The 20,467-nt window shown below is 39.9% G+C and carries 22 protein-coding genes; 16 read left to right on the forward strand and 6 right to left on the reverse strand.

Annotated features, from left to right (window positions below; genetic code table 11):
• Positions 1 to 60 precede the first annotated feature (60 nt).
• The 3 genes from CD126_RS06410 to CD126_RS06420 all read left to right on the forward strand — a co-directional run bounded on the left by CD126_RS06410 (position 61) and on the right by CD126_RS06420 (position 2,654).
• A complete protein-coding gene (locus tag CD126_RS06410) occupies positions 61 to 1,113 on the forward strand; it encodes an LLM class flavin-dependent oxidoreductase (RefSeq protein ID WP_049407585.1) in 1,053 nt (350 codons plus the stop codon).
• Between the two features lie 17 nt (positions 1,114 to 1,130).
• Positions 1,131 to 1,493: a DoxX family protein gene (locus CD126_RS06415; protein WP_049407587.1), complete on the forward strand. Its 363-nt coding sequence runs from the start codon at positions 1,131 to 1,133 to the stop codon at positions 1,491 to 1,493.
• An 810-nt stretch (positions 1,494 to 2,303) separates the two neighbouring features.
• Complete coding sequence (locus tag CD126_RS06420; RefSeq protein ID WP_049407589.1) at positions 2,304 to 2,654, forward strand: transcriptional regulator, SarA/Rot family; 351 nt, start codon at positions 2,304 to 2,306, stop codon at positions 2,652 to 2,654.
• Between the two features lie 118 nt (positions 2,655 to 2,772).
• Here CD126_RS06420 and CD126_RS06425 read toward each other — a convergent pair whose 3' ends face one another.
• The 4 genes from CD126_RS06425 to CD126_RS06440 are packed head-to-tail and all read right to left on the reverse strand — an operon-like array spanning position 2,773 to position 5,767.
• Entirely contained in the window at positions 2,773 to 3,468 is a 696-nt protein-coding gene (locus CD126_RS06425) for an amino acid ABC transporter permease (RefSeq protein ID WP_049407590.1), read from the reverse strand.
• Positions 3,469 to 3,480: 12 nt separating this feature from the next.
• Positions 3,481 to 4,161, reverse strand: a complete 681-nt coding sequence (locus CD126_RS06430) for an amino acid ABC transporter permease (protein ID WP_103370216.1) — start codon at positions 4,159 to 4,161, stop codon at positions 3,481 to 3,483.
• Entirely contained in the window at positions 4,161 to 4,976 is an 816-nt protein-coding gene (locus tag CD126_RS06435) for an amino acid ABC transporter substrate-binding protein (protein WP_411912608.1), read from the reverse strand. Before CD126_RS06435 ends, CD126_RS06430 begins: the two co-directional genes overlap by 1 nt.
• A gap of 44 nt (positions 4,977 to 5,020) precedes the next feature.
• Positions 5,021 to 5,767: an amino acid ABC transporter ATP-binding protein gene (locus CD126_RS06440; RefSeq protein WP_049407596.1), complete on the reverse strand. Its 747-nt coding sequence runs from the start codon at positions 5,765 to 5,767 to the stop codon at positions 5,021 to 5,023.
• Between the two features lie 147 nt (positions 5,768 to 5,914).
• On the opposite strand from CD126_RS06440, the gene CD126_RS06445 reads away from it, so the two are divergent.
• From CD126_RS06445 to CD126_RS06460, 4 genes are all read left to right on the forward strand, one after another.
• On the forward strand, positions 5,915 to 7,063 hold the full coding sequence (locus CD126_RS06445; protein WP_049407598.1) for an acyl-CoA dehydrogenase family protein: 1,149 nt from the start codon (positions 5,915 to 5,917) through the stop codon (positions 7,061 to 7,063).
• Between the two features lie 428 nt (positions 7,064 to 7,491).
• Positions 7,492 to 8,403 carry an ABC transporter substrate-binding protein gene (locus tag CD126_RS06450; RefSeq protein WP_049407600.1) on the forward strand — a complete coding sequence of 304 codons (912 nt, stop codon included), beginning with the start codon at positions 7,492 to 7,494 and terminating at the stop codon, positions 8,401 to 8,403.
• Positions 8,404 to 8,564: 161 nt separating this feature from the next.
• Positions 8,565 to 9,119, forward strand: a complete 555-nt coding sequence (locus CD126_RS06455; protein ID WP_049407601.1) for a biotin transporter BioY — start codon at positions 8,565 to 8,567, stop codon at positions 9,117 to 9,119.
• Between the two features lie 20 nt (positions 9,120 to 9,139).
• On the forward strand, positions 9,140 to 9,904 hold the full coding sequence (locus CD126_RS06460; protein ID WP_049407602.1) for a GNAT family N-acetyltransferase: 765 nt from the start codon (positions 9,140 to 9,142) through the stop codon (positions 9,902 to 9,904).
• 191 nt (positions 9,905 to 10,095) lie between these two features.
• On the opposite strand, the gene fdhD is transcribed toward CD126_RS06460, so the two are convergent.
• Positions 10,096 to 10,893 (reverse strand): formate dehydrogenase accessory sulfurtransferase FdhD, encoded by a 798-nt coding sequence (gene fdhD, locus CD126_RS06465; RefSeq protein WP_049407604.1) that lies wholly within the window; start codon positions 10,891 to 10,893, stop codon positions 10,096 to 10,098.
• 251 nt (positions 10,894 to 11,144) lie between these two features.
• On the opposite strand from fdhD, the gene CD126_RS06470 reads away from it, so the two are divergent.
• The 8 genes from CD126_RS06470 (at position 11,145) to CD126_RS06505 (ending at position 18,593) form a co-directional block, all read left to right on the forward strand.
• The gene (locus tag CD126_RS06470; protein ID WP_049407606.1) at positions 11,145 to 12,305 is read left to right on the forward strand and encodes a galactokinase; all 1,161 of its coding nucleotides are present in this window, start codon (positions 11,145 to 11,147) and stop codon (positions 12,303 to 12,305) included.
• A 99-nt stretch (positions 12,306 to 12,404) separates the two neighbouring features.
• On the forward strand, positions 12,405 to 13,412 hold the full coding sequence (gene galE / locus CD126_RS06475) for a UDP-glucose 4-epimerase GalE (RefSeq protein WP_049407608.1): 1,008 nt from the start codon (positions 12,405 to 12,407) through the stop codon (positions 13,410 to 13,412).
• Positions 13,412 to 14,905 carry a UDP-glucose--hexose-1-phosphate uridylyltransferase gene (galT, locus tag CD126_RS06480; RefSeq protein ID WP_049407610.1) on the forward strand — a complete coding sequence of 498 codons (1,494 nt, stop codon included), beginning with the start codon at positions 13,412 to 13,414 and terminating at the stop codon, positions 14,903 to 14,905. The genes galE and galT overlap by 1 nt, the downstream gene beginning before the upstream one ends.
• Before the next feature lie 194 nt (positions 14,906 to 15,099).
• Positions 15,100 to 15,489 (forward strand): helix-turn-helix domain-containing protein, encoded by a 390-nt coding sequence (locus CD126_RS06485; RefSeq protein ID WP_049407612.1) that lies wholly within the window; start codon positions 15,100 to 15,102, stop codon positions 15,487 to 15,489.
• 69 nt (positions 15,490 to 15,558) lie between these two features.
• A complete protein-coding gene (locus CD126_RS06490; protein WP_049407614.1) occupies positions 15,559 to 16,200 on the forward strand; it encodes a hypothetical protein in 642 nt (213 codons plus the stop codon).
• 230 nt (positions 16,201 to 16,430) lie between these two features.
• Positions 16,431 to 17,270 (forward strand): molybdate ABC transporter substrate-binding protein, encoded by an 840-nt coding sequence (gene modA, locus CD126_RS06495; protein WP_049407616.1) that lies wholly within the window; start codon positions 16,431 to 16,433, stop codon positions 17,268 to 17,270.
• 12 nt (positions 17,271 to 17,282) lie between these two features.
• Positions 17,283 to 17,954, forward strand: coding sequence for a molybdate ABC transporter permease subunit (modB, locus tag CD126_RS06500; RefSeq protein WP_103370217.1), 672 nt, complete (start codon positions 17,283 to 17,285; stop codon positions 17,952 to 17,954).
• Positions 17,955 to 18,593, forward strand: a complete 639-nt coding sequence (locus CD126_RS06505; protein ID WP_049407620.1) for an ATP-binding cassette domain-containing protein — start codon at positions 17,955 to 17,957, stop codon at positions 18,591 to 18,593.
• Between the two features lie 78 nt (positions 18,594 to 18,671).
• Here CD126_RS06505 and cudC read toward each other — a convergent pair whose 3' ends face one another.
• The gene (cudC, locus tag CD126_RS06510) at positions 18,672 to 19,235 is read right to left on the reverse strand and encodes a choline uptake/conversion transcriptional regulator CudC (protein ID WP_049407622.1); all 564 of its coding nucleotides are present in this window, start codon (positions 19,233 to 19,235) and stop codon (positions 18,672 to 18,674) included.
• A gap of 209 nt (positions 19,236 to 19,444) precedes the next feature.
• Between cudC and CD126_RS06515 the strand changes: the two genes are divergently transcribed.
• Positions 19,445 to 20,446, forward strand: coding sequence for a ThiF family adenylyltransferase (locus tag CD126_RS06515; protein WP_049407623.1), 1,002 nt, complete (start codon positions 19,445 to 19,447; stop codon positions 20,444 to 20,446).
• Positions 20,447 to 20,467: the final 21 nt, after the last annotated feature.

The raw sequence follows: 20,467 nt of genomic DNA on the forward strand, positions 1-20,467 counted from the left end.
AGATGTGTATAAGAGACAGGTATAAAAGTTATACCGAGTATAAAAATGGAAGTGATAAATATGAAAATAGAGCTAGGGTTAACTTCCTTTGCTGACAATACAGCAATACAAACAGAAGACGGCCCTCAACCAGCCATTAGTAAAGCTGAGCGTATTCGTAATATAGTAGAAGAAATTGAAACAGCAGACCAATATGGGTTGGATATTTATGGCTTAGGCGAGCATCATCGTCAAGATTATGCTGTTTCAGATACAGTTTCTGTACTCGCAGCAGCAGCAAGAACGACAGAGCATATCAAACTTTCAAGTGCAGTGACAGTATTGTCGTCGGATGATCCCGTGCGTGTTTATCAGCGATTTGCGACGCTAGATGCACTGTCAAATGGTCGGGCAGAAATCATGGTTGGACGTGGTTCATTTATCGAATCTTTCCCATTATTTGGTTATCAACTCAATGATTATGAGGCGCTTTTTGAGGAAAAGTTAGAGCTCTTACTACGTATCAATCAACATGAAATTGTGCATTGGGAAGGACGATTAACACCTTCGATTGACGGCAGAGCAGTATACCCTCGAGCCGAACAAACATCACTTCCGATTTGGATTGCGACAGGTGGTACGCCAGAATCATCATTGCGAGCAGGTGCGCTCGGTTTACCTATTACGTATGCTATAATTGGTGGTGATCCTAAACGCTTTGCTCGTAACGTTGAAATGTACCGTGCGATGGCACGATCTAACGGTTACGATTCTAATGAACTCGCAGTGGCAACACATTCGTGGGGTTATGTAGCCGAAACAGATGAAGAGGCAGAGCGTGAGTTCTATCACGCCGTTAAAGTTAGCCATGATCAACTTGCGAAAGAACGAAGATGGCCTGCGTACGACTTAAATGCTTATCATCGCGAAATGGGACCACATGGTGCGCTTTATGTAGGAAGTCCTGAAACTGTAGCTAATAAGATTATTGAAACAGTAGAAACACTAGGACTTTCACGCTTTATGTTGCACACACCTGTAGGTTCGATACCACATGAACGCACGCTACGAAGTATTAAACTTTTCGCTAAACGGGTAAAGCCTATAGTAGATAAATATTTTGAGGATAAATAGTAAGGAGAGTATGTAGAATGATTTTACGTTATTTAACAAACTTAAAGGTAGCTAAAGAATTATTTAACGCTTCACAACCTAAATTGAAAGGTGACCAAGACATGAAAGATACATTTGAGAATGTATTTGGTTTACCTTCTAAAATGGTACCTATCATCGGTGCAGCTGAAGCCATCAGTTCAGTATTATTTGTATTCAGTTTCGCAAGCAAGAAGATTTCACGTTTAGCTTCACTTATCACTTTAGGTGTGCTCGGTGGCGCTATCTTCAAACACTTCCAAGCAGGTCACGGTAAAGAAGGCGCGAAACATGCGATGGACGTGAGCGGACTAGCAGCATTAAGCTTCTTAGATACTTTAAATTGCAAGAAAGACAAATAAGAGAACGCTTGAGTTTAGTGTGAAAATGAGGACGTAATAGCGTCTTAAATAGGAGCTCGTAGGTGAATGATTAACGTTCATCTGCGGGCTTTTTAAGTGCTTTATTAAGTCACGTTCAATTAATTCATAACGCTTGTTGCAAGCTATAAATAGATTGTCACTGTGACTTAGATTCCTTAATAGTCGCACTAGCTCTTTTTCACTCGTATTGCGATAGTTCTTTAATCTACTCAATTTGTTCTAATAGTTAATGCAATTATTCCCTCTCACATTTATTCTCTTTATTAATGAAGATGATACTTATCAAGTTCTAAACAGAAATTGTCTATCTTTACTTTTAAGAAATGATTAGATTTAAAATTCAATATTATACGAATTACAGTACTTTTGATTGATTCGTTTTCAATGCTAACTCGAGACGCTTGATGGATCTAGACCACAACGAAAATCCATTCCTAGAGCTCGTAGAACGAAAGGAATTAGTTGAGTGTGGTCCTACGTAGTTGCTGTCTGAATTCGAGATGGCTATCGCTTTCTCGAACTCTAGTCAGCTTTACGGGGGAAGTACTACGAAATCAAAGCTTTCTGTGTTTCTCCCAAGCAAGCGAGAGTTAAAGCATTGAAAATGAGTTTTTTTGTTAATTGCTAATTGTCGATTTTTTACTTAGTAGAACAACACTGACATTTTAACTAGTAAAAATTTCTGATAAGAAGAAATTTTGAGAATTTAACGTTTCAGATATTGAATTATTTTCATTACAGTTTATAATTAAATTAAAGCAACGAGACTAGACTAGCAGGAGGATGCACATGATTAAGACTGAAGAATATACCTTGGATGAGCTCATTCATATCACACCGACAATTAAAGATTTCTACCGTAGAGTTAAGAAAGAACGCCAACTCACTTACGAAGAAATCAGCGTCTTATACTACGTTGCACAAAGTGATGAGAATACCATCCCAGTTCGCCACATTGCACAACGATCATTCTTGAAACCGTACTTTTTAAGTAAAGCGGTTCAAAAACTTAAAGATAAAGGTTATTTGGATAAAAAGAGAAGTCAAATAGATCAACGTCAAATATATATTGAAGTGACAGACGAACAACGCATCATGATTCAATCGTTGCTTACAGATTTACAATATTTCATAGATTGATTGTTCTAAGTCAGAAGAAAAGTGTCTCATTCGTCACACTGTAACGCCCCCCCCTTAAAGTAAGTGGGGGAGTTGCAACGTGATATGAGACACTTTTTTTATCAATAACATCAATAGCTTATGAAGTTGGCTTTAAGTAACGAACGGTACGGTGTTGCAATCGACTAAAGATGAGCTCGAGCACGATAGCTAATAACCAATAGAAGACCGCTGCTACTGAATATACAGGAATAAAGCGGTAGCCTTCGTTAGCGATAACGTGACTTACTGACATGATCTCAGTCACTTGTACTGCAAAGGCTAACGATGTCCCTTTAATGAGCATAATAAATTGGTTCTCAATATTCGGTAACGCATAGCCGAATGCTTGAGGTAAGACGATACGACGATACGTATCAAATTTCGACAATCCGATGGTCTTTGCCGCTTCAATCTGACTATATTCAACAGACTGCAAGCCACCTTTCATACTCTCTGAAAGATAAGCGATAGCATGTAGCGAGAAACCGATACATGCGATAGTTAGAGGCGATAAAGCATCGGGATTAAAATGTGTGTGTAATTGATCATTAAAAAAGATTAATAGAGCTGGTAAACCATAATATAAGACGAATAATTGCACGATTAATGGCGTGCTTCGTATAAATGAATTATAAACAACGATAAGTTGAGACAATACAGGAATCTTAGCTAAACGTATCATCGCAAAGATGGTACCTATCACGAGCCCAATAATCATGGCGACGATAGAGATGATTATCGTGTTAGGTACACCTTTCAGCACTTCCCATATCGTATGCAGTATAAATGACATGCTGAAACCTCCTTAAGCTTGATAAGGTTTTTGTGCTTTTTTATCAACAAGCGCCAAAGTACCTTGAATAATAAGTGCGATTATCCAATAAATAATTGAAATAACAACATAAACTTGTAGCATACCTAAACCATAGTTGTTACCGATAATGAGTTGAACTTGACCCATCATGTCGACGAGGCCAATAGTAAAGGCTAAAGATGTATCTTTTACCAGTTCAATGATTTGTGTCGTCAAGTTCGGCAAGCTATTACGCAAGGCTTGTGGAGTAATGATATGCGTTAATATATGTCGATAAGAGAGGCCAACTGTAAGACCCGCTTCAATTTGCGCATAATCCACTGACAAGTAACCCGCACGCATGACTTCTGACAAATAAGCACCTGTGTGTAAAGTGAATGCTAAGATGACGAAGAAGAGACGACTAAAATGGTTGATATCAATATGAATCAACATCAGTACTTGCGGTAAGGCGAAGTAAACCAGGAATAATTGCAATAGTAAGGGTGTACTACGAATAAAGGATTGATACACGCGTACAATCGGTGACAATATCGGTGTGCGTTGAATACGAATGATCGCAAGCACTAGTCCTAAGATGATTGCACAGATGAGCGCAATGACAATCATTAATAGCGTTAACGGAAGCGCTTGTAATACCTGTTGGAATAAATCTGGCCAATCTGTCTTCATTAACGGTCAACCTCCAATCGATCTTTATGTTTATTCAATTCATCAATATCTTCAAAGACGTTGATATCGAAATATTTCTTAGACAAGTCTTGAAGTTTACCTTCTTCTTTCAATTCTTTGGTCGCTTTATCGATATCGTCATGCAACTTTTTATTCTTCTTGTTATAAACGACATGTAATGGTTCGCGTTTGACGATGCCACTAATTTTAGTTTTCGTATGAATTTGTTCTTGAATTGCTTTATACGTATTCCAGTTGATGATCATAGCATCACGACGGTTCTGACTTAACATCTTTAAGTTATCACCATTAGAAGGCTCTTGAATCTTATCTATCGAAATCTTAGGATCATGTGTCTTGTTGTATTGAGATAAGATAGAGTACAAACCACCACTTGGTGCCATAGGTGTAAGACGTTTGCCAGGTAAATCGCTTAATTCATGAATATCGTTATTATGCTCATTGACGGCGAGCATAGGTAAGGCGTAACTATAAGGTTCATCTTGATACAGAAATTGTTTTTCGCGTTCTGGTGTTTTGAAGAACCAGTTAACTGCCATATCAAATTTACCTGCACCTAAACCGACGAGATTGGATTCTTCTTCACCCAATTCGTATTTAAATTTATATTGTGGTAATTTCTTCTCTAACATCTTCATGTAATCCATATCTAAACCGACGAAATCATTATTTTTATTAGTATAAAGATAAGGTGGGTTCACTTCTGCAGATAAAGCCACTTTCACTTCACGAGGGTGTTTCGCGGTCGCTTTCTGAGAAGTAGAGGATGTACCGCAGCCACTGACTACGACCATGATTGCGAGAAGCACGAGTAGATAAGTGATTGATTTCAAACGCATCACTCTTTCACCTCAGTTCCAACTTTATTGAGGAAGCGGCTCACACGCTCAGAATCAGGATGATCTAATACTTCTGAAGGTGTACCGCGATGAAGGATTTGCCCTTCGTCCATAAAGAGGATTTGATCTGCAATCGCCTTTGCGAAATTGATTTCGTGTGTGACGAGTACCATCGTCATACCTTCTTGTGCGATCGATTTGATGAGATTTAAGATACTTTGAATCGATTCTGGGTCAAGTGCTGAAGTGGGTTCATCAAGCAGCAAGACTTCAGGGTTTAGTGCGAGTGCGCGAACGATACCGACACGTTGGCTTTGTCCACCTGAAAGTTGCGCAGGGTATTTATCTTGGTGCTCGAGCATACCTACACGTTGAAGATAGTCACGAGCGATGTCGCGCGCTTCTTTCTTAGATTTCTTCTGACCATACACCAATCCCTCGGTAATATTGTCGATAATCGTTTTATTTTTAAAAAGATTGTAGTTCTGAAAGACCATGGCAGAGGATTGACGCAATCTCAAGATGTCTTTCTTCGTATGTTGCGCGGTATCGAAACGTTGATCATTGATTTGAATTACGCCTGACTTTGGCATCGTCAAGGCGTTCAACGTTCTAAGTAATGTTGTCTTACCCGATCCGCTTGGCCCGATAATCGCAGTGACTGTCCCAGTGTCCTGCGTAAAACTCACGTTATCGAGTATACGTTTGTCGCTATAATAATGGATGATATTCTCTACTGATATCATGGAAGTCCCTCCTCAAGTTCATTAAGGTTAAATTACCATAATAATTCTTATCGGTAAAGTAGGGATTAGACAATGCTGATACTTTTATTCGTTAAAGCTGAGTGTTAAACTAAGAATGAAGTTATTTACAACGAGGTGAACCAAGGAATGAAATCGGGATTAATTCAATCTGATATCCAACGTAAATGGTTGGCGAAATTAGAAAGCGTGAAAGACGAATTTCAATCACATTCGGAATATAACGACTTACACTCTCGTTTTCCGTATGAGAATATTGACTGGCTTGTGAAAGAAGGTTACACATTATTAACGTTGCCGAAAGAATATGGTGGCGAAGGTTGTACGGTTGAAGATATGGTCGTGCTACAATCCTATCTTGGAAGTATTGACGGAGCGACAGCCTTATCTATCGGATGGCACTTGAGTGTCGTAGGTCAATTGTTTGAACAAGAAATGTGGGAACAATCTATGCTTGACCGCTTTGCAGAACAAGTGAAGCAAGGTGCTTTAGTCAATCGTGCGGTAAGTGAAGCGGAAACAGGAAGTCCTACACGTGGTGGGCGTCCAGGTACCCATGCGGTTGAGAATGATGAAGGCTACCTATTGAATGGCGTGAAGACCTTTACATCTATGAGTAAAGGATTAACGCATTATATCGTGAGTGCCTATTCTGAAAGCGACCAAGACGTTGGTTTCTTCTTAGTAGAAAGAGATATGCCAGGTGTCGAAATCGCAGACAACTGGAATATGGTAGGTATGAGAGCGACAGAAAGTCACGATCTCGTACTTAACGACGTGCAAATTCCGAAAGAGAACTTTGTAGAGGTTCGCGGTGCAAGAGGTAAGAAACCAAATGGCTGGATCTTACACATTCCAAGTACGTATTTAGGAATTGCGCAGGCAGCACGTGATTACGCTGTAGACTTTGCGAAAGAATACAGTCCGAACAGTATTGAAGGTACCATTGGCGATTTGACTACGGTGCAACAGAATTTAGGTAAAATGGAATCGCTCCTATTGTCTGCACGTCATTTCTTATGGAGTACTGCGCGTATGTATCATGAAGATGTGGAGGACGCGCTGCTTTGGAATGAAACTTCAGCAAGCAAAGTGCTCGTCATGAATCAAGGTATTGAAGTGATTGACTTAGCGATGCGTATCGTCGGTGCGAAGAGCCTTGAAATGGAACGTCCATTACAACGCTATTATCGCGATATGCGTGCGGGTCTTCACAATCCACCGATGGAAGACATGGCTTATACAAATATAGCGAAGTCAATATTAGGTCGAATTTAGTTGAATATTGCTGGGTCTATAGTAGACCGCTTGAAATAATGCGAAGGCGCTTCCTATCTGTACAAAGATAGGGAGGGCTTTTTTTGTGTTTATCTTATTTCTGCAAGGAGTTTAATCCTAAAAGATGACGTGTTAAAGGAGGGAACAAGTGAAATGATATGGTAAAGGGGAGTTATTCATAAGTATAGATAGTGTAGTAGCTGATTTTATGTGAGTTGATTTCGCTTTGTTAAAATTTAAGTAATGATCGGGAATTTCTGTCTCAATAAAGTATTAACATTGAAAACAGGTAGGTTATAAGCCTTGCTAAGATTTTAACCATTTTACTCGAAAAAATTGAACAATCGCTTCAAAAAAGTATTGCAGAAATGTGCGGGACGAAATATAATAGCAATAATGATAATCATTTTCAACAAAGGAGAAAAGACATGAAGAAATTATTGATTCCGATCATCGCGTTAATGCTTGTCTTAGCAGCTTGCGGCAACAAATCAGACGACGGTTCTGGCAAGTCAGGCAAAGCAGAAACGAAATCATATACACTCGATAGTGGTAAAAAGATCGACATTCCTAAAGATCCTCAAAAAATCGCAGTTGTCGCACCTACATACGCTGGCGGTTTAAAATACTTAGGAGCTAACATCGTAGCTGTGAACAAACAAGTCGATCAAAGCAAATTATTGAAAGACAAGTTCAAAGGCGTAACGAAAATTGGCGATAATGACGTTGAAAAAGTCACAAAAGCGAAACCAGACTTAATCATCGTTTACTCAACAGATAAAAACATCAAAAAATACGAAAAAATCGCGCCAACGATCGTCTTCGATTATGGTAAACATAAATACCTCGAGCAACAACGCGAATTGGCTAAAATCGTAGGTAAAGAAGATCAAGAGAAAAAATGGGAAAAAGAATGGAAAGCACAAACTGAAAAAGATGGTAAAGAAATCAAAGATAAAATTGGTGCAGACAAAACTGTTTCAATCTTTGACGAGTTCGACAAAAAACTTTACACTTACGGACCAAACTGGGGTCGTGGTGGCGAAGTCCTTTACCAAGCATTCGGATTGAAAATGCCAACTGAATTAGAAAAAGCAGTGAAAAAAGAAGGCTGGACTGAAGTGAAACAGGAGAAAATCTCTGACTTCGCTGGCGACTACATCGTGTCTACAAGTGAAGGTAAAGCAGCGCCAGGATATGAAAAAACGAATATTTGGAACAACTTACCAGCTGTTAAAGACAACCACGTGATTAAAGTTCAAGCTGAAACTTATTGGTACAACGATCCGTATACACTAGATTACATGCGTAAAGACTTAAAAGAGAAATTCTTAAAATAATAAATTGAGTATGAAAATGATGTTATCAGTAGCTGAAATGTGCAGAAAGTGATTAGCACGCTCACATTTCAGCTTTTTCTTGGATGTATTGTAAACTAGATATTTTTACAGGTTTACAATTGTGCTATAATACCAGTATTGAGATTGAGGAGGAACTACATATGTCTACGAAATTTTTAGTGTATACAGCATTGATGACTGCGGTCATTGCTGTGTTAGGAATGGTGCCCCCCATTCCACTAGCCTTTATTCCTGTACCGATTGTGTTACAGAATTTAGGTATCTTCTTAGCCGCTGTACTACTTGGACGTAAATACGGCACACTTAGTGTTATCGTTTTCTTACTTCTTGTAGCAGCTGGCATGCCACTGTTATCAGGAGGACGTGGCGGTATTGGCGTCTTCCAAGGACCATCCGTTGGTTTCTTGATTATGTACCCAGTCTGCGCATATCTTATCGGTCTTATCCGTGATATGTTCTTAACGCGTATCAATTTCTTGGTGTTATTGATTACCATCCTCCTATTTGGTGTTGTATTATTGGACTTAGTAGGAGCGATTGTGATGGGTATCATTACTCACATTCCTGTAGGCAAAGCGATTTATCTATCACTGACATTTATGCCAGGGGACATTATTAAAGCGATACTCGCTGCCTTAATCGGTAACATACTACTCAACCATAGTCGTTTCCAACAACTCATTAAACGTCAATGATATGAGGAGACGTGAACGATATGTCGACGATTACGATGCGCGACATCTTTAACAATGGGACGATTGTTGATCAAGATGCGCGTAGAACAATTTATTTAACGCCTAGTACGCCGCATACATTTTATAAAAATACTTGGGTCTATCATGAAATGCCTGACCTTGATACGTGGACAAGGGATCGAGATGAGCAACAGCGCGTGCATCAACGGCAAGGCTCGTCACATCTCAGCTTTAGCTTTCCTGAAAATTGTGAGCTCGATGCTACATGGAAAGAAGTATTGCAGAAAGAAGGGTTTCAGCTCGGAATTCTGGAACTTTATGCAGTCGAACCTGAAACGTTTCTAGAGCTTAATCCTTCTCAAAAGAAAGTTCACTTGATGCAAGTGGATAAAACGACGCTAGAGGATTATATCGAAGTTTATCGTGAATTCTTAGTACCGTTTGGTCACGAATTCACTGTAGAAAGTATTCGGGAGCTGAGAGAGCATTACGAAGAGGAGCCGCCTTCTCGGTTTGTGGCGTATGTCGAGCAGCAACCCCTCGGTATTGTGGATTTAATCTTCACTCATTCAACAGTGGAATTAGACGGTTTCGGGGTGCTTGCGTCTCATCAATGTCAAGGGATAGGGCGCGCCATCCAACGAGAAATTGCACGTTTAGCAGAGGGGCGCACGATGATACTCGTTGCAGATGGTGAGGACACAGCGAAAGATATGTATGTGAAGCAAGGCTATGTCTTTCTAAGTTATATGTTTCAAGCTTTGAAAGAATCTATGGATGAATAAGAAATTGAATAGAGTAAAATTAAGCAGCTCGTAGATGAATGATTAGCATCAACGAGCTGCTTATTTTATTGAGGTAATTAAAAGGTAACCGTACGAGCGAGTTGAATGAGCGCTCGCGGCGAGCTTTCTCAAACTCTACCTCTTCTCACGAGAAAAAAGGCGAAATCTATAAAGTTCCACCTTGCGCCCAATCACTCTTCTGGCATTTCAATACGCTCGGGATGACTATAAATATTAAAGTTGCCATCACGAATGAAGCCGACTGCAGTGATATTGAGATCTTGTGCTAATTGTACTGCTAGAGTGGTCGGTGCCGACTTAGACAGGATTACACCTACACCAATTTTAGCTGCTTTAATTAGGATTTCAGACGAGATGCGTCCACTAAAGATTAATACTTTGTCACGAACGGGGATATGTTGTTGGAGGCAATAACCATATAATTTGTCTAAGGCATTGTGTCTGCCGATGTCTTGGCGATGTTCAAAGAAATCATTCCCATCGCTAATCGCCGCATTGTGTAAGCCACCCGTTTGTTTGAAGACCTCACTAGCGCTTTGCAGATTATCCATCATCGTGAGGATTTGTTCAGGGTGCAGGCGAATGTGTGACATCGACGTTTTCGCGACAGCTGCGTCATTTTGAAAGTAGAATTCACGACTTTTACCACAGCAGGAAGCCACCATACGCTTGGTAGAATATTGGAAGCGGTCACTTAAAGGCTTGTTCAATTGGACATGTGCGAACCCTTTACTATCGTCGAGCTCAACAGAGTCCACCTCTGCTAACTTATAAATCGCGCCTTCTGAAGCTAAGAAACCAATCGTTAACTCTTTAAGATGATTCGGACTACATATTACCGTTGCAAATTCTTCGTTGTTAACCATGATCGTCAATGGAAATTCTGTGGCATAACTATCTTTGGTTTCATAAAGCTTGCCAGATTGATAGCGCACGATCTTCTGGTTATTGAGTACATCTTTGTCCATAGTAACCCCCCATTTACACTTAACGTCTATTGTATACTATTTAGTTCGTGAATTGAAATATCCACGTTGATCTAGAGTATAACTTGAAGGGTTTTTCCACCCACATAGGTAAAATGTAAGAGAGATGATTTATTTCGTTAAGATAATGGAGTACACTAAAGATAAGTAAAGAAAAAGTGGACTTTGTTGCGGATGGAATAACTCGTCGTAGATATTTTCTCGACAACAAAGACTGACGAAGGTGTGAGACGATGATTAATCAATTAACAGCACAATTTAAAGAACGCTATGACACTCAGCCAGAAGCGCGTGCCTTCGCGCCCGGACGTATCAATTTAATCGGAGAACATACTGATTACAATGGGGGTTACGTATTTCCAGCAGCAATTGCTTTAGGAACGTATGGTGTGGCAAGCAAACGTCAAGATAAAGAGGTACATTTATATTCCAATAATTTCGAATCAGTAGGAGAACTTGTCTTCTCACTTGATGATTTGAGTTTCAATGCTGATCATGATTGGGGTAACTATGTTAAAGGTATGATTGCCTATTTAATGGAGGACTATCCTGATATCAATACAGGGATGAACATATTGATTGAAGGTAATATTCCGAATGGTGCCAGCTTGTCATCTTCAGCTTCACTCGAGATGTTAAGTGGTTGGTTAGTAAAATCACTCTTTGACTTATCTGTGGATCGTTTACAGTTAATCCACCTAGGTCAACGCGTAGAGAACCACTTTATCGGCGTGAACTCAGGTATTATGGATCAGTTTATCGTAGGGATGGGCGCGAAAGATCATGCGTTACTTCTTGATACAGCGACGTTAGAGTATCACGAAGTTCCAGCACAATTTGGCGACTACGTCATTTCAATTATGAATACGAATAAGCGTAGATCATTAACAGAATCCAAATACAATGAACGACGTACAGAGTGCGAAACGGCACTTGAAGAACTTCAGCAACATTTAGACATCCAATCACTCGGTGAATTAAGTGTCGATACGTTTGAAGCTAACGCGTACTACATTAAGAATGAGACAAATCGACGTCGTGCACGTCATGCTGTGACTGAGAATCAACGCACGAAAGATGCTTACCAAGCGTTACAGCAAGATGATTTCGTCGCATTTGGTCAGTTACTTAACGCTTCTCATCAGTCGCTCAAAGAAGATTACGAAGTGACGGGGCAAGAACTCGATACGTTAGCAGAAACAGCGCAACAAGTTGACGGCGTTTTAGGTGCACGCATGACTGGAGCCGGTTTTGCAGGTTGTGCTATCGCGCTCGTTCATAAAGATAGTATTGAACAGCTTGAAAGTGACGTGACTACAGCTTATGTCGAGCGTATCGGTTACGAGCCGTCATTCTACCATGTCTCAATTGGTGATGGTGTTAAAAGTCTTTAAAGTATAGGTTGGAAATCGCACATTTTTAGAGATTGTGTTAAATGACTTTTATCTGAAAAAGTGAACTACAATAGCTAGATAAAGAAAGGAAGTATAACTATGTCAGTACTCGTCTTAGGTGGCGCAGGATATATTGGAAGTCACGCAGTTGCTCAACTCATCGACGCAAATTACGATGTCGTTGTCGTAGATAATTTAGTAAAAGGGCATCGTGAAGCAGTACATTCCCAAGCGAAATTCTACGAAGGGGATATTCGTGATAAAGCATTTCTCAATCGCGTCTTCGAACAAGAAGATGTAGAGGGAGTCTTTCATTTCTGTGCATTCTCGCTCGTGGGAGAGTCAGTAGGAATTCCGTTACAGTACTTTAATAACAATGTCTATGGTTTACAAGTCTTACTCGAAGTGATGAAAGACCATGATGTGAATCATATCGTCTTCTCTTCTACGGCAGCAGTGTATGGTGAGCCTGATACTGTACCGATTCAGGAGACAGATACACAAGCACCAACGAATCCGTATGGCGAAAGTAAATTGATGATGGAGAAAATGATGAAATGGTGTCACGAAGCCTATGGTGTGAACTATACGGCGTTACGTTATTTTAACGTGGCAGGCGCGCATGTTGAAGGTTCAATTGGTGAAGATCATCATCCAGAAACACATCTTATTCCTATCGTGTTAGAAGTTGCGCTAGGTCAAAGAGATACACTGACAATCTTCGGTGATGACTATGATACAGAAGACGGTTCATGTATTCGTGACTACTTACATGTAGTCGATCTAATCGATGCGCACATTTTAGCATATCAATACTTACGTAACGGTGGAGAATCAGGCGCATTTAATCTCGGAAGTAGTCAAGGTTATTCTGTATTTGAAATTCTCGAAGCAGCGCGTAAAGTGACAGGTAAAGACATCCCTGCACAAGTTGGGCCAAGACGTGCTGGAGATCCAAGTAAGTTAGTCGCTGCTAGTGATAAGGCGAAATCAATGTTGGGTTGGCAACCGCAACATGACGATATCCACGAGATTATTCGTTCAGCATGGAACTGGCACAGACAACACCCACATGGTTATCAAGATCAATCGGAGCGTGAATTATAGTGTTACTTAATCAAACGTTAGTCAATCATTATATAGACTATATTATTCAATATAATGAATACGAAGAACTCGATAGGCTATATCTACAGAATCAGTTATTACGATTACTACAAGCTGCAGATGTAACGGCTGAAGGTGAGCAGGATGATGCACAGTGGGAACCAAACGACTATGTCCAGCATTGGATAAATGAGGCAGTCGCTGAAGGTCAAATTGAAGATACTTTGGCCGCAAGAGAAATTCTCGAAGCGCAACTACTCGATTTGATTACGCCACGCCCGTCACTCGTCAATCGTACCTTTCATGATAAGTTAGCAGAAGATCCTGTTGCGGCTACAGATTACTTCTACGCATTGTCGAAGCGTAGTCACTACGTTAAAGAAGATGCGATGCGTAAAAATATTGCATATACGAGTCCAACTCCGTATGGATCGATAGAAGTGACGATTAATTTGTCTAAACCGGAAAAGAGTGCGAAAGATATTGCTTTGGCGAAACAAGCGATGGCAACGTCTTATCCGAAATGTGCACTTTGTATAGAGAATGAAGGTTACCTAGGTTCCGCCACACAAGCGGCGAGAACGAATCATCGTGTTGTAAGAATGGATTTAGACGGTGCGACTTGGGGCTTTCAATATTCACCGTATGCGTACTTTAGAGAACATAGCATTGTACTCTCAGAAACACATACGCCTATGATGATGAATCGTCAAACGTTTCGCAATCTCTTTGCGTTTATTGATTTGTTGCCTCATTACTTTATCGGTTCGAATGCTGATATTCCATTGGTAGGCGGATCTATTCTATCTCACAATCATTATCAAGCAGGGCGACATTCGTTTCCTATGGATCATGCTGAAGAGCGCCAACCTTTTACTATGCAAGGGTATCCTAATGTCGCTTGTAGTCGAGTGTTCTGGCCGATGAGTGTCATTCGCCTACGTAGCCAGTCGTCAGATGAGGTCGTTGAAGCGGCGACACACATTCTTAATGAGTGGAATGTGTATTCAGATGAAGCGGTAAGTATTCGTGCGTATAGCGATTCAGGCGAACGCCACCATACAGTGACACCGATTGCACGTTATCGCAATGGGCAATATGAGATGGACGTCGTCTTGCGCGATAATCAAACTTCTGAACGTTATCCAGACGGTATCTTCCATCCACACCCGGATGTGCAACATATTAAGAAAGAGAATATCGGGCTCATCGAAGTGATGGGGACGGCCATTCTTCCAGCGAGATTGAAAGAGGAACTGCAAGTCGTGAAACGCTATTTGTTAGGCGATACTTCAGTGCAGCAAGACTTAGGTGTTCATGAAACTTGGGCGCTTGACATGGCTCAGCATTATGATATTAGTGAGGCGAATGTAGATGAGATTATTCGCGATGAGGTAGGGCGTAAATTCACGCGTGTGTTAGAAGACGCGGGTGTGTTTAAAAATACGAAAGAAGGACAAGCGGCCTTTCAACGTTTTATCGATCAATTATAGGTTGAGTGAGTAGAGCTCCTCACGTGTGGTTTAACAACTGTGCGTGGGGAGCTTGTTTTATGTTAAAAGGGGCATGTTGAAAAATAAGGTTAGCATATGTTTCTCTTTCGGAAACTTTGTTTCTTGAAATTGCTGAATAAGAACTTCGCTTAATCGTTAGAGTGAGTTAATATGGTGTTTGAGGAGGGATAGACGTGCAACACCTTGCGAACCGAATTAGACAAGAAAGACGGCGACTAGGTTGGAATCAAACACAATTAGCGCATCATTTAAAGACAACGAAAACGACAATTTCAAAGTGGGAAACAGGTCACTTACTACCTGATATTACGCAATTACCTATTCTCGCAAGACTTTTTAACACGAGTGTGGATGAGATGCTTAATGTCACATCCAAGCACTCACGTGAGGAAACGAAAGCGATTATTTCTGATTTGATAGATAAATTGAGCCGTAGTAAAGAAGACTTTGTAGCAACGATTGAAGCACACTTTCATACCGGGAGTCACGATTATGACTTTCTCGTTGCGTTATTAGGTGTGATGAGTAGTAATATACAGCTATTTAAAGAGGGAACGATATGAAAGAAAGCGATAGCGCTCGCTTTTGAAATCATACATATAATTGAAAGTAACTGCACAAGCACTGCTCTAATGCGTAAAGCGTATGGTTATAAAGCCATTTTTTGGTATGCGAATGGAGCGTTTAATCAAATCGTCAAGCATCTTTCTGATTATGAAGTGAACTTGGGGGAGAACTTGATATTAGGGATGTCTTATTTAGCCAAAGGAAATAAAGAGAAAGCGACAAGTGTACTTGAATCGGATATGTATCAGAATTTAAATTTGATGGTACAAGAATTTCTACTACTTGTGACACAAGAATTACATCATTTATCAGTCGAGGAGTTAGCGCGCAAATATGAGCATTTAAATATCGCCTTCAATATCGATAAACTATTTCCATTTTTTGCCATGCCACTATATCATCACTTTGCACGATATTATGTAGACACTAATCCGAAAGAAGCGCAACGCTTTTTAGAGTGCTATATCAATTGTTACGAGCAATTAGTTGAACATTTCGCTTTTCGAACGGATTCGTTTTTCGATGCTGTTGGACCTTGGTTTGAGCATTTTCCTGTGGGGCGACAGTTATCTTTAGATTATGAGGAGACGATAGAACATTATATGAATATAATTATTGACTGTCCTCAATTTCAAGGTCTTAAGAATTACGAAGAGATAGTGAGTCAATTAAAGCAGATTTATCGTAAAAGTAAGCAATCAGAGTGATATTCATGTGTAGTTAATCATGTGAGAAATATGTTAAATATACTTAATATATTAGTCATCTCCCTAATTAAAGAGGAGTAACTTAAGGTCTCTTAACTATTGATATAAGGGGATTTGATAGCGTTTTATAATCCATTATCCTAATATAGTCTATTTTCAGAAAATATTGTGCGAAAGCACTTTTATCTTGTGTCAAATAAGTATATAATAGCTTGCGAGGAGGGATATTCATGAAACTAAGATTTCTAGTAGTTTCACTACTTGCGCTATGCCTAGTACTTGCGGGCTGTTCTGGCTCAGGCGATAGCTCAAAAGATTCAAAGAGTTCAAATGACTCACACCAAACATCATCACATAAAGATAAGAAAGATGATAAAGACAAGAAAGACAAAAATGACGAAAATGCATTGCAAATTGCAGCTGCAGCTAGTTTAACTGACGCGTCTAAAGATTTAGAGAAAGAATTCAAGAAAGATCACAAAGACGCTAACATCACGTTTAACTATGGTGGTTCAGGTGCCTTAAGACAACAAATTGAAAAAGGTGCGCCAACTGACGTTATCATGTCAGCGAACACGAAAGACGTAGATATGTTGAAAGATAAAGACAAAGCGCATGATACATACAATTATGCGAAGAATAAACTTGTCTTAATCGGAGACAAAGATAGTAACTACAAATCAGTTAAGGATCTTAAAAGAGATGACAAATTAGCGGTTGGTGAAGCGAAATCTGTACCAGCTGGTAAATATGCAGAAAAATACTTAAAAGCGAACAACTTATACGACGATGTTAAATCTAACTTAGTGTATGCGAAAGATGTGCGCCAAGTATTAAATTACGTGAAAAAAGGTAATGCGCAACTCGGTTATGTTTACAAAACAGACTTAGCGCAAGATCAAAAAAATGGTAATAGCAACGTTAAAGAAATTAACGAAGCGAAACTAGACAAACCAATCACTTATGAAGCAGGTGCAACTTCTGATAAGAAACTTGCGAAAGAGTGGATGGACTTCTTAAAATCAGACAAAGCAAAAGAAATCTTGAAAAAATACGAATTTGAAGCTTAGGAGGTTGTAGCAATGCCTGACTTCACACCATTCTGGATTTCGATTAAAGTTGCGTTAATCAGTACAGTTATCGTAACGATTATCGGTGTCCTCGTTTCTAAATGGTTATATGAAAGAAAGGGCATCATTGCTAGAATTCTCGAAAGTATTATTGTACTACCTATTGTGTTACCCCCTACTGTTATGGGTTTCATCTTACTTATCATCTTCTCGCCTCATAGCGTAGTGGGACGATTCTTCTCGAATGTCTTACACATCCCGGTAGTATTCACGATGACAGGTGCAGTAATTGCATCTGTCATTGTTAGTTTTCCGCTTATGTACCAACATACGGTGCAAGGCTTTCGAGGTATAGATAGCAAGATGTTGAACACTGCACGTACGATGGGAGCAAGCGAACGTAAGATATTCTATCGTCTCGTTGTACCGTTATCTAAACGCTCTATTCTCTCTGGGATTATGATGAGTTTCGCGAGAGCGATTGGTGAGTTTGGTGCAACATTAATGGTTGCAGGTTATATCCCTAATAAAACGAATACGTTACCACTCGAAATATATTTCCTCGTTGAACAGGGCAAGGAGAATCAAGCATGGTTATGGGTACTCGTTTTAGTCGCCTTTGCTATAGTGGTCATCAGTACTATCAACTTACTCAATCGCGACCGTTACCGGGAGGTGGACTAGATGCTGAAGATTCAATTACAACACCAACTTGATCGCGCTTTCATCGATATTAATATTGATGATGAAGAACCCAAGATCTATGCGTTAAAAGGGCCGTCAGGAATAGGGAAGACGACTGCACTTAACTTTATTGCAGGTTTGAAACATCCTGACAAAGCGAAGATACAAATTAATAACCGCGTGCTCACAGATACTGAACAAGGTGTGAATGTGAAGATTCAAAAGCGTAATTTAGGTTATCTCTTCCAAGACTATCAATTATTTCCTAATATGACGGTACATCGTAATTTGACCTTTATGTCTGAAATGAATGCTCACATACGTAAGTTGATGAAAGAGTTAAATATTCACCATTTAAAAGATAAATATCCCATGACCTTATCAGGTGGGGAATCTCAACGTGTAGCCTTGGCTCGTGCCTTGAGTACGAAACCAGATCTTATCTTGTTAGATGAACCCTTTTCCAGTCTAGATGATCAGACGAAAGAAGAAGGCATCGCACTAGTGAAACGTATCTTTCATGAGTGGCATATCCCAATTATCTTCGTGACACATTCCAATTACGAAGCAGAAAGCCTAGCAGATGAAGTGCTAACAATAAGCGCAATGAACGATAAATCAAGTATCAAAAGGAATTAATTGATCATTAGAAAACCTACAGATGAACGGTTTGTTCATCTGTAGGTCATTAGGATTATCTATTAATTTAAACGTCGCTTATTTATCGTGCTCTTCCTCTTCAGGAATAGGGAAGTAGTCAAAGATCTTACCTGAAGTGAGCGCTTCACTTAAGTCGCCTAACCACTCATAGTAGCGCTTCGAATGTTCCATTTGGTCATAGATGATTTGCGCTTGTTCTTTCGTGTCTTCATCGACATTATTTGCTTCGAGAATCGTCTCGATTTCATCTTCAGATTTACGTATCGCTTCCATATTAAGCTTGATTTCACGATTCCATTTCATAGAGAAATAGTTAGCGAAGAAAGTAAAGAAGTCCTTCTCAGCTACAAAGTGTTGTTTACGACTACCACGTATAAATTGTTGTTTCACAGCATCAAACTCTTGTAGTTTCTTTACACCGGTACTCATACTTGGCTTGCTCATTTGTAACTCAGTACGCATTTCGTCGAGCGTCATGGCTTGTTGACCAAACACCATAGTACCGTAGAGATTACCGACACTGCGGTTCATTCCGTAAAGGTCCATCGTCTCACCGATTGAGTTAATGACATGATCTTTCGCATGGGCCAGCTTTTGTTGATAATTTGTAGAACGTGGCATACCTACACCTCCAAATACGATTACTTTCATTGTACCATGAACACGCACGATTATATATCCATTTGTAAAATTAATTAAATTTTTATTGAACAAACCTAACAATATTAACTGAATCATTTTACAATGAGAAAGGTAAGTCAATCCTTTGTGAGTTCACGTTTGAACACCTATAATAAGAACAGTAAGTGATGTAGAAAGGGTAAGGAGTAATGGAGACGCGTTATTCTAGACAAATCTTGTATAAAAATATAGGGAGCGAGGGTCAAGAACAACTGGTTCAATCGCATGTGCTCATCGTAGGTATGGGGGCTTTAGGCACACATGTTGCTGAAGGTTTAACTCGTTCAGGTGTGGGTGAGCTAACGATAGTGGACAGAGACTATATCGAATATAGTAATTTGCAAAGACAAACGCTGTTCACTGAATTGGACGCTCAGTCTGCACTGCCAAAAGTTGTTGCGGCTCAGAAAGCATTAGAAGCAATTCGAAGTGATATCTATATTCATAGTTATATCGCTCATGTAGATCAAATCTTCTTAGATAAGCATGGCAAAGATGTGGATTTGATTATTGATGCGACAGATAACTTTGAAACGAGACAGCGCTTGAACGACTTTGCTTATCAACAATCCATACCATGGATTTATGGTGCAGTAGTGCAAAGCACTTACACGGAAGCAGCGTTTATTCCAGGCCAGACACCATGTTTTAACTGTGTCATGCCGAACCTTCCTTCGATCAGCATGACATGTGACACGGTAGGAGTGATTCAACCTGCTGTGACGATGACGACGAGTCTACAGATTCGTGACGCATTGAAGTTGCTCACAAATAAAGAAGTAGCACCACAATTGACCTTTGGAGATATCTGGGAAGGCAGTCATCATACGATTGGTTTCAGCCGAATGCATCGCGAGAATTGTGAAACGTGTGGTTCCAACCCTACGTACCCTTATCTCAAACAAGCTGAACGTCAATATGCAGTCCTTTGCGGTAGAGATACCGTCCAATACTACAATCAACATATTTCCCAGGAAATGATTGCGCAATTTCTGGGAACCAAAGGTATGAAATATAAACAGAATGATTACATGCTCATGTTTGAGTTTAAAGGTCATCGCATCATTAGTTTTACAGGTGGCCGTATGCTCATACATGGCATGAGAGATCCAAACCAAGCAGCGACACTGATTGGACAGTTGTTTGGTTAATCAACAAAGGGGAGTGATTGA

This window comes from Staphylococcus pettenkoferi (assembly GCF_002902685.1).
GTDB classification, from domain to species: Bacteria; Bacillota; Bacilli; order Staphylococcales; family Staphylococcaceae; genus Staphylococcus; species Staphylococcus pettenkoferi.